9 protein-coding genes and 3 tRNA genes are annotated in these 8,410 nt (G+C 49.6%); 2 read left to right on the top strand and 10 right to left on the bottom strand.

Annotated elements, in window-relative coordinates; genetic code table 11:
• Window positions 1-115: 115 nt before the first annotated feature.
• The 7 genes from COV52_01175 to COV52_01145 form a co-directional block, all read right to left on the bottom strand.
• Window positions 116-203, bottom strand: a tRNA-Leu gene (locus COV52_01175).
• A gap of 17 nt (window positions 204-220) precedes the next feature.
• Window positions 221-291 (bottom strand) — tRNA-Cys (locus COV52_01170).
• Window positions 292-331: 40 nt separating this feature from the next.
• Window positions 332-407, bottom strand: a tRNA-Gly gene (locus COV52_01165).
• Window positions 408-664: 257 nt separating this feature from the next.
• The gene (locus COV52_01160) at window positions 665-1,606 is read right to left on the bottom strand and encodes a 3-oxoacyl-ACP synthase (GenBank protein ID PIR12027.1); all 942 of its coding nucleotides are present in this window, start codon (window positions 1,604-1,606) and stop codon (window positions 665-667) included.
• Between the two features lie 6 nt (window positions 1,607-1,612).
• Window positions 1,613-2,665, bottom strand: coding sequence for a phosphate acyltransferase (locus COV52_01155; GenBank protein PIR12026.1), 1,053 nt, complete (start codon window positions 2,663-2,665; stop codon window positions 1,613-1,615).
• Window positions 2,666-2,683: 18 nt separating this feature from the next.
• Window positions 2,684-2,881, bottom strand: coding sequence for a 50S ribosomal protein L32 (locus COV52_01150; GenBank protein ID PIR12025.1), 198 nt, complete (start codon window positions 2,879-2,881; stop codon window positions 2,684-2,686).
• A 9-nt stretch (window positions 2,882-2,890) separates the two neighbouring features.
• Window positions 2,891-3,436, bottom strand: a complete 546-nt coding sequence (locus COV52_01145; protein PIR12024.1) for a hypothetical protein — start codon at window positions 3,434-3,436, stop codon at window positions 2,891-2,893.
• An 86-nt stretch (window positions 3,437-3,522) separates the two neighbouring features.
• Here COV52_01145 and COV52_01140 point away from each other — a divergent pair, with 86 nt between their 5' ends.
• On the top strand, window positions 3,523-3,927 hold the full coding sequence (locus COV52_01140) for a hypothetical protein (protein ID PIR12023.1): 405 nt from the start codon (window positions 3,523-3,525) through the stop codon (window positions 3,925-3,927).
• On the opposite strand, the gene COV52_01135 is transcribed toward COV52_01140, so the two are convergent.
• From COV52_01135 to COV52_01125, 3 genes are all read right to left on the bottom strand, one after another.
• Window positions 3,914-4,549, bottom strand: a complete 636-nt coding sequence (locus COV52_01135) for an HAD family hydrolase (protein PIR12022.1) — start codon at window positions 4,547-4,549, stop codon at window positions 3,914-3,916. The genes COV52_01140 and COV52_01135 overlap by 14 nt on opposite strands.
• The gene (locus COV52_01130; protein PIR12021.1) at window positions 4,546-5,493 is read right to left on the bottom strand and encodes a 23S rRNA pseudouridine(955/2504/2580) synthase RluC; all 948 of its coding nucleotides are present in this window, start codon (window positions 5,491-5,493) and stop codon (window positions 4,546-4,548) included. The genes COV52_01135 and COV52_01130 overlap by 4 nt, the downstream gene beginning before the upstream one ends.
• Before the next feature lie 223 nt (window positions 5,494-5,716).
• Entirely contained in the window at window positions 5,717-5,899 is a 183-nt protein-coding gene (locus COV52_01125) for a hypothetical protein (protein PIR12020.1), read from the bottom strand.
• On the opposite strand from COV52_01125, the gene COV52_01120 reads away from it, so the two are divergent.
• A complete protein-coding gene (locus COV52_01120) occupies window positions 5,898-8,228 on the top strand; it encodes a ribonuclease E/G (GenBank protein ID PIR12019.1) in 2,331 nt (776 codons plus the stop codon). The two genes, COV52_01125 and COV52_01120, sit on opposite strands and share 2 nt — an antisense overlap.
• Window positions 8,229-8,410 lie beyond the last annotated feature (182 nt).

The following is an 8,410-nucleotide window of genomic DNA, read 5'->3' as shown; positions in this document are numbered from 1 at the left end:
AGCAAGCAACGCTTCTCTGAATCACCTAAATATGAGATCGATACTTCGTTACTTCAGGTGGGTTAAGCGAATGTTTACGAACAGCGCTCGTAACCCACTGATTTAAAGGTGAAAATGGTGCCCGGGGCCGGAGTCGAACCGGCACGGGATATTATCCCGAGGGATTTTAAGTCCCTTGCGTCTACCAATTCCGCCACCCGGGCAGACGACTTAAAAAATTAGGCTGGGGTCGGAATCGAACCGGCGTCCACGGCTTTGCAGGCCGCTGCATAACCACTCTGCCACCCAGCCATAAAAAAATAGCGGAGTTAGACCGCTACTTCTAAAAACCTGGAGCGGGAAACGAGACTCGAACTCGCGACCCCGACCTTGGCAAGGTCGTGCTCTACCAACTGAGCTATTCCCGCTTAGGGACTGCCATTTTAATCAAGACTTACACACTGTCAAGCCTTTTCGAGGACTTTGATTCACAAGCAAAACCTGGGTAAAATATGGGCGAAAACAATAAAAATAAAGAGAAACCTTATGCAAAATCCAGCTCACCCTACCCGGCATGTCCACTTTGCCAACCAGCCTCAATTTTTTCCAAGACAAGCCAGGCATGTGAATTTTGCGCAAGCCGCGGAAGTCTTCGAGGCAGAGCCAGCAGAAGCAATATTCGACCCTAAAGCTGCAGGATAAGCCCGCCCCAAACCAAACCACCGCCAAACGCTTCTAACAACAGCGTTTGGCCCGGCTGTATGCGACCATCACTTACAGCTTCGTGCAACGCCAAAGGAATGGAAGCGGCTGACGTGTTGGCGTGTTTATCCAATGTCACCACCACTCGCTCAGGGTTCAAACCCAAGCGTGATACGACCATGTCAATGATCCGGCTGTTCGCTTGATGTGGTACCACCCAGTCGATCGCGTCGGCATCCAGCCCGGCTTTCTTCATAAGCTTTTCACTGGAGCGTACGAGTTGTGTTACCGCGTGCTTAAACACTTCACGACCTTGCATACAAATCGCTGCGTCTTGCTGGAACTGTTTCAAGCTCAATATCGACCCAAGCTTGCCGTCGGCGTGCAAATCATAGGCTAATACGCCAGGTTTTTCTGCGGCGCTTAACACGACCGCGCCCGCGCCGTCACCGAACAACACGCAGCTGGTACGATCCGTCCAGTCAACCACGCGTGACAACACTTCGCTGCCTATGACGAGAACATTTTTTACGCCACCGCTTTGAATAAATTGTGCAGCGGTTGAGAGCGCATACACAAAACCGGCGCAAGCCGCTGAAATATCGAATGCTGCTGCTTTTGTCGCACCTAAAATCGCTTGAATTCCACAGGCTGCAGATGGAAACGCGTGCTCAGCTGAACACGTTGCAACTAAAATCAAATCAATATCGTGAGCCACAAGCCCTGCGTTTTTTAATGCCATGCCCGCAGCGATAGCGCCCATGCTCACAACGGTTTCACCACTCGCAGCAATACGGCGTTCGCAAATACCACTGCGTTCAACAATCCATTCATGACTTGTATCGACTAAGGCCGCTAAATCGTGATTAGTGAGTATTTTTTCAGGCAGATAAGCGCCCGTTGCTGTGATGCGCGCATAAGACATAAAAGCTTACTCCTCGGCGCTAGCATCCACTTTTTTGGAAAGCTCGAGCAACTCATGCACTCGGCTAGAAATATGTTTGGGCACATCGCGCGCCACTTCGGCGTAAGCGCGTTCGATAGCCTTAAAAAAGCCTTTAGGCGTCGTGTTGCCATGGCTTTTAATCACGATGCCGCGCAAACCCAAAAGGCTCGCGCCGTTGTAACGCGCGGGGCTCATGCGTTTTCTAACTTCATGCAAAGCGGGTAAAATAAACAACGCGCCGATTTTCGTGAAAAAGCTGCGAGTTAACGCGCGACGAATTTGATCACGTATCGTTCTCGCCTCACCTTCCATCACTTTCAATACAACATTACCGGTGAAACCATCGCACACAATCACATCGGCTTTATCGCCAAAAATATCATTCCCTTCAACAAAACCCACATAATTGATACCCTTGGTTTCAAGCAATAAATCATTCGTTTGGCGAACCAACTCGTTTCCTTTAATTTCTTCAGAGCCAATGTTCAACAAAGCCACGCGTGGCTTTTTCATATCATCAGTGTCTTTCGCTAAAATCGAACCCATCACCGCAAACTGTTGAAGATGTTCAGGCGTGCAATCAACATTCGCGCCTAAATCCAGCATGCGCACATAACCTTGCTTATTGCCCGAAGGAATACGCGCAACAATCGCGGGTCGATCCACGCCTGGCAAGGTTTTCAACACAAAACGTGCCGTGGCCATCAAGGCGCCCGTATTGCCTGCGCTCACGCAAGCACCCGCCACACCTTCGTGCACCAAGTTAATCGCCAATCGCATGGACGATTTCTTTTTACCACGCAGGGCTTTGGATGGCAGCTCATCCATGCCAACCACTTCATCGGCATGGTGAATACGCAAACGCTCGCCGTATTTTCTAAGACGACCGCGCAAACGGCTCTTTAGAATAAGCTCTTTGCCAACTAAAATAATATGAAGTTCGGGGTAAGTGTCGAGAGCATGCAGGACAGCAGGTAGCGTGACTTTGACACCAAAGTCACCGCCCATAGCGTCCACTGCGATCGTTACGTTTTTCACGTGAGAAAACAGTGATGCTTATTCGTCGTCTTCAGCCATATCAGGCGTATTGTCCACGACTTGGCGACCACGGTAGTAACCGTTTTTGCTCACATGGTGACGCAAGTGTTTTTCACCTGATGTTGAATCCACTGAAAGGCTTTCACCTGTCAAACTATCGTGTGCACGGCGCATACCGCGTTTAGAGCGTGTTTTCCGATTTTGTTGTACAGCCATTATTTTCTCCTACTGTTTTCGTGTTAATTTGGCAAGACTTGCAAAGGGGTTCTCCTTTGCAGGCGCTTGTTCGCCAAACCGCCACTCGCGCGCTGTCACTGGGCAATCATTTTCTTCATGCCTAGCTGAGAGCGGCAGTGCTAAAATCACTTCGTCCTCAACAATCTGTCTCAGATCCAAAGCATCACTTAATTCGCAATACCAGGGCTCTATCGATGTGGGCAGCGCTTTGGCCTGCTCATCAGAGCTCACAGGACTCAAACAGATGTCCGAGCTTAGCGTGTAGGCAAATGTCTGCATACAACGCTGGCACACTTGTGGCACACAGGCCTCAACATGCCCTTTGATTATTCGACGACCGTCCGGGTCCACACGCCCTTCAAGCACCACGCTGGCACCATACAATGAAGCATCTGCCAAGTCGGCGCCCTCAAAAACCCTCTCCAACTCATTGATTGAAAAGCTTTTCTTAAGAACAGACTGCGATTGACAAAATGTCTGGATATCCACCACAGCGCGCCAAAAATCAAAGGCGCAATTGTAGCGAGAAATCACCGTTTGTCAATGAAGCACGTTATGGTTTATTTTTAATCAAAACTTGCTATAATAGCCCCACATAATAACAACTTAATGCCTACTCTATGCCAAATCCCACCAGACGCTGCAGCCTACAAAAGCAATTAACCACTAGCGCCGGCTTATTTTGCGGGGGCGCAATGGCCTCGTGCACTCCGATTGCAGTCAACCTTGGCGCGCCATTCATGTCGGCGCTCGCCGTTTATTGTCTTGGCGGACTCACGGGCAGCTTTGGCGCCACTGGGTTGCTCCTATTTACCATTGCTTTCTGTTTAAGCCGTCACGCTCGACAGGCACGCCACAGAGTACACAATAACAGAGCATTGCAAGTCCCATTCATTGAGCTCGACAGAACAAGAGATGCAGCCACAGCCGTTGTTACAGGTCAAGTCGCCTATAATGCCAGCGCAGCACAGCCATACGGTGATGTTTCTATCGCAATACCTGATGGTAAACCTACAAACACCTAGGCAGTTCCCTAATATCATGAATTTCAGCCACCACATGGGTGCCTTTTAAACGATCAATATGATGGACACCGTAGGAGACAGCGATCGCATCTGTGCCGGCATTTTTAGCCATACCCATATCGTATTCTGTATCACCGACCATCACCGCTCTCTCAGGTGACACATCCAAAGCCTCGAGGATATCGTGCATCATTTGCGGGTGTGGTTTTGAAAAGCTTTCATCCGCACAACGCGTGATCGCAAACAAGTCCTGCATGCCAAGCTCGCTCAGATCGCGATCTAAGCCCGCCCGCCCTTTGCCGGTGGCAATCGCTAGCAAATAGCCTTTATCACGCAAGTCATGCAATATAGCCTCACTGCCTTCGAATAAAGTTGGCGCATGCTTACCTTGAATGTAAGCCTGATAGGCTTTATACAATTCAGCCACTTGAAAGGGTGAAAGATTTGGAAATAAACGACGCATCGCTTCTTGTGAACTTAAACCAATATGATGGCGTATCTCATCGCCAGCAGGCACCGGCAGATTCGCGCCTTTAGCCGCAGCTTGCACACACTCAACAATGAACGCTGCCGAGTCATATAAAGTGCCATCCCAATCAAAGACGATTAAATCGTACTTCATGCTTCCAACCTCAAAGTTTTTAAGACAGACAACAAAGTCTCATCCAGCGGTGCCTCAACACACTGTACGTTGCCCGCCACATTAAACGTTAATTGATACGCATGCAAGAACAGGCGTTTTAAGCCGGCTTTGCGCATTGAGCTGTTGAAAAATTCATCACCGTACTTATCATCACCAGCCAAAGGGTGATGCTTATACGCTGCGTGCACACGAATTTGATGCGTGCGACCTGTGAGTAATTCAGCCGACATCAATGTTGCAGTTGAAAAAATTTCTTTCACACGAAAAATAGTTTTGGAGGGTTTACCCTCACCGGATACTTTCACCATGCGCTCGCCAGAGCTGAGCTGGTTTTTCAACAAGGGCGCATTAACCAGAAATTCATCGCCGATCCAGCGGCCTCGCGTTAGCGCGAGGTAAGTTTTTGTCATGGCTTCCGATTGAAGCTGTGATTGCAAGTCTAACAAGGCTGCGCGTTTTTTCGCGAGTAACAAACACCCCGAGGTGCCTTTATCCAAACGGTGTACAAGCTCTAAAAACTTAGCCTCTGGCCTTGCCGCACGGGCAATATCAATCACACCAAAACTTAAACCCGTGCCGCCGTGCACTGGCATACCCGCCGGTTTGTTCAACACCAATAGCTCATCATTTTCAAACAACACGCGCTCATTGAATAATTGGATTTGAGAAGGCTTGACTTCGACAGGGTCGGACGGTGATGGCAAGCGCACCGGTGGGATACGGACAACATCCCCTGCTTTCAAACGAGTATCGGGCTTGGCGCGGCCCTTATTGACCCGCACTTCGCCTTTGCGAATAATCCGATAGATATACGATTTGGGCAAACCGTAGCCGAGCCTGGCTCGAAGAAAATTATCGAGGCGCTGATCAGCGTGATTTTCATCAACAGTAATGAACTGCACGGCAGGGCTTGATGGCGTCATTTGATCAAACAATTTACAAACAGGACGGGTATCATACGCTGATACAAGCCTACGTCAATCACCGGACCACCGACTCGAATTTGCTTGACCCAACCTCCGCCTCTCGGTATAGTTTTCCAGCGCGAAGTACGGCCGATTGCCAGAAATGACGCGCAAAAACTACGCAATATTGCGAAAATGATTAAAAACCAGGCGAAAATATTAAGCCTTAATAGAGAAGTTTTTAACCCATCAGCGCCCCTACACTATGATATCGACGCTGATCATTGTGGTTTTTTAAAGAATTGAACAACGGTGGCATCAGCGCCCCGAAGAATTTAAAACGCTTTGAAAAATAAGCCCAAAATGTAAAAAACGCCCTCTCTGATGGCTTGAGTTTTTGCCCCGAACTAGGGCTAAAACACATGAATAAAATGCTATTTAACGCGGCACAACCAGGAGAAATCCGTGTTGCCGTTGTCGACGGTCGCTCACTGCAAGAACTTATCCTCGAGCAAGCCACCCAAGGCGAAAAGAAAGCCAATATCTATAAAGGTATTGTCACACGTATTGAACCAAGCCTAGAAGCCGCCTTCATCAACTTCGGTCAACAACGCCACGGCTTTCTGCCACTCAAAGAAGTGGTCGAAGCGTATCGCGAGACCGAAGACCAAGAAGTTGAACGTTTAAAAATCCAAGACGTCTTGAAAGAAGGCCAAGAGATCTTAGTCCAAGTCGAAAAGGAAGAACGTGGCAACAAAGGGGCTGCGCTCAGCACCTTTATCAGTTTGGCCGGCAGCTACTTGGTACTCATTCCGAACAACCCACACGCTGGCGGTATCTCTCGTCGCATTGAAGGCGAAGAGCGCGATGAGCTCAAGCACGCATTGAGCCAAGTCACGATTCCTGAAGGCATGGGCGTGATTGTTCGCACCGCCGGTATTGGCAAATCGGTTGAAGAGCTTCAATGGGACTTAGATTACTTGGTTTCACTGTGGCAAGCCATCAGCAACGTCAGCGAAAGCCACGACGCCCCTTGCCTCATTCACCAAGAAAGCGATATCTGCATTCGCGTGCTACGCGATTACTTGCGTGACGATATCGACGAAGTCTTGATCGACGAAGAAACACTCTACAACAAAATCAAAAATCACGTGGAAATGGTGCGTCCTGAGTTAGCCAGCCGCATTAAACTTTACAGTGACAGCACACCAATATTTACCCGCCACCAAGTTGAAACACAAATCGAACAAGTGTTCTCACGTGAAGTACGCCTACCATCCGGTGGTTCTATCGTGATCGATCGCACAGAAGCTTTGATCGCAATCGATATCAACTCCGCGCAATCGACCAAGGGCGGGGATATCGAAGAAACCGCCAGACACACCAACCTTGAAGCCGCCGATGAAATTGCTCGCCAATTGCGTTTGCGCGACTTGGGCGGCTTAATTGTCATCGACTTCATCGATATGACACCGATCCAACATCAACGTGACGTTGAAAACCGTCTACGCCAAGCCGTAGCTCACGATCGCGCGCGCGTGCAGCTCGGCCGTATCTCACGCTTCGGTATGCTTGAAATGTCACGTCAACGTTTGCGCTCAGCACTCGCTGAAAGCACACAAGTGGCCTGCCCACGTTGCCACGGTCGCGGCACGATTCAAAGTGTTGAATCAGTCGCCATCACGATCTTGCGCGGCATAGAAGAAAACGCATCCAAACCACAAACACAAGTGGTTCATGCGCATGTGCCAGTGGATGTGGCAACCTACATTCTCAACGAAAAACGCGAAGAGATCATGAATATCGAAGAGCGTCAAAAAATTCACGCGCTCATCATCCCAACGGCAAGCTTGTCCTCACCGCATTATCACATTAACCGTGTGCGCGGTGAAAAACGACAAACCATGCAGCCTAGCCACCAAATCAGACTTGAAGAAGCACTCGATGCACCAAGCTACCTTGAAAAACCGGCTGAGCGTGAGCGTGCTATCTTAAAAGATGTGTTGCCACAAGCACCCGCCCCCACAGGCGGCACACGCAGAAAACCTGCGGCGAAAAAAGCGCGCCAACCACAAAAGAGCACAGGCTTACTAGGCTTCATTAAGTCAATCTTCGGCGGCGAAGAAGAAACACCGGAAAAACGTCGCAGTGCTAACGGCAACAGAAACCCATCTCAACGTCGCAGCGGCGGCACCAGCAACAATCGCTCTCGCAATCCAAGCAATCGGCGTAACAATAATAAAACCGGTGGAAGCAGCAACGGTAACAACCGCCGCCAAAACATTGACAGCAAAAATACTGACAGTAAAAACACTGACAGTAAAAATAATACGACCGCTCCGCAAAGCCAAAACGCTGAGCAAACGCCACGTCGTCGTAACAACAAGCGAGGTCAAGGCAGCAATCAGTACCGCCGCCGCAGTAACTCGGGCAACCGTAATCCAAACAGGGGCGCGGAAGAAAATGAACAGCTAAACAGCACGCCGACGAATGCCACATCAGCAGCACCGCAAACTGAACGTGCGCCAAGGCCAACGCCAAAACCGATCGAGCCCAATCAAGCACCCAAAGTTGAAGCGGTAAAAACGCCAGCGCCACAAACGCCACAAAAACCCGTGAATGAAAACAAGCCGGCTGTTGAAGCAAGCAAGCCTGTAGAGCAAAAACCCAAAGTAGCACCCGCGCCGAAAAAACCGGCGGTAAACGCAGAAGGTTTTGTGCAGATTGAGACGAGCAAGTCTAAAGAAGATTAGTCACATAGGACAGGATAGCAATCGTCTTGTGTAGAAACTGTCTTTGCGAGGCGCGAAGCGACGTGGCAATCTCCGGCTTAATGAGCAAGATTGCCGCACTCACCATCCGTTCGCTCGCAATGGCATTGGCGATAACCCGGGTTTAACCAACCCCCCGGATTATCACGCCTTCGGCGTTCAAT

The organism is Gammaproteobacteria bacterium CG11_big_fil_rev_8_21_14_0_20_46_22 (assembly GCA_002796245.1).
Classification (GTDB): Bacteria; Pseudomonadota; Gammaproteobacteria; order UBA12402; family UBA12402; genus 1-14-0-20-46-22.
Note: the sequence above shows the minus strand (reverse complement) of the source record. Positions and strands in the feature narration are given on the sequence as shown.

Coding starts and splice junctions, on each gene's coding strand:
- COV52_01125 (PIR12020.1), bottom strand. CDS start 5,899: ATGTGTTTTAGCCCTAGTTCGGGGCAAAAACTCAAGCCATCAGAGAGG.
- COV52_01160 (PIR12027.1), bottom strand. CDS start 1,606: ATGTCTTATGCGCGCATCACAGCAACGGGCGCTTATCTGCCTGAAAAA.
- COV52_01135 (PIR12022.1), bottom strand. CDS start 4,549: ATGAAGTACGATTTAATCGTCTTTGATTGGGATGGCACTTTATATGAC.
- COV52_01130 (PIR12021.1), bottom strand. CDS start 5,493: ATGACGCCATCAAGCCCTGCCGTGCAGTTCATTACTGTTGATGAAAAT.
- COV52_01140 (PIR12023.1), top strand. CDS start 3,523: ATGCCAAATCCCACCAGACGCTGCAGCCTACAAAAGCAATTAACCACT.
- COV52_01120 (PIR12019.1), top strand. CDS start 5,898: ATGAATAAAATGCTATTTAACGCGGCACAACCAGGAGAAATCCGTGTT.
- COV52_01150 (PIR12025.1), bottom strand. CDS start 2,881: ATGGCTGTACAACAAAATCGGAAAACACGCTCTAAACGCGGTATGCGC.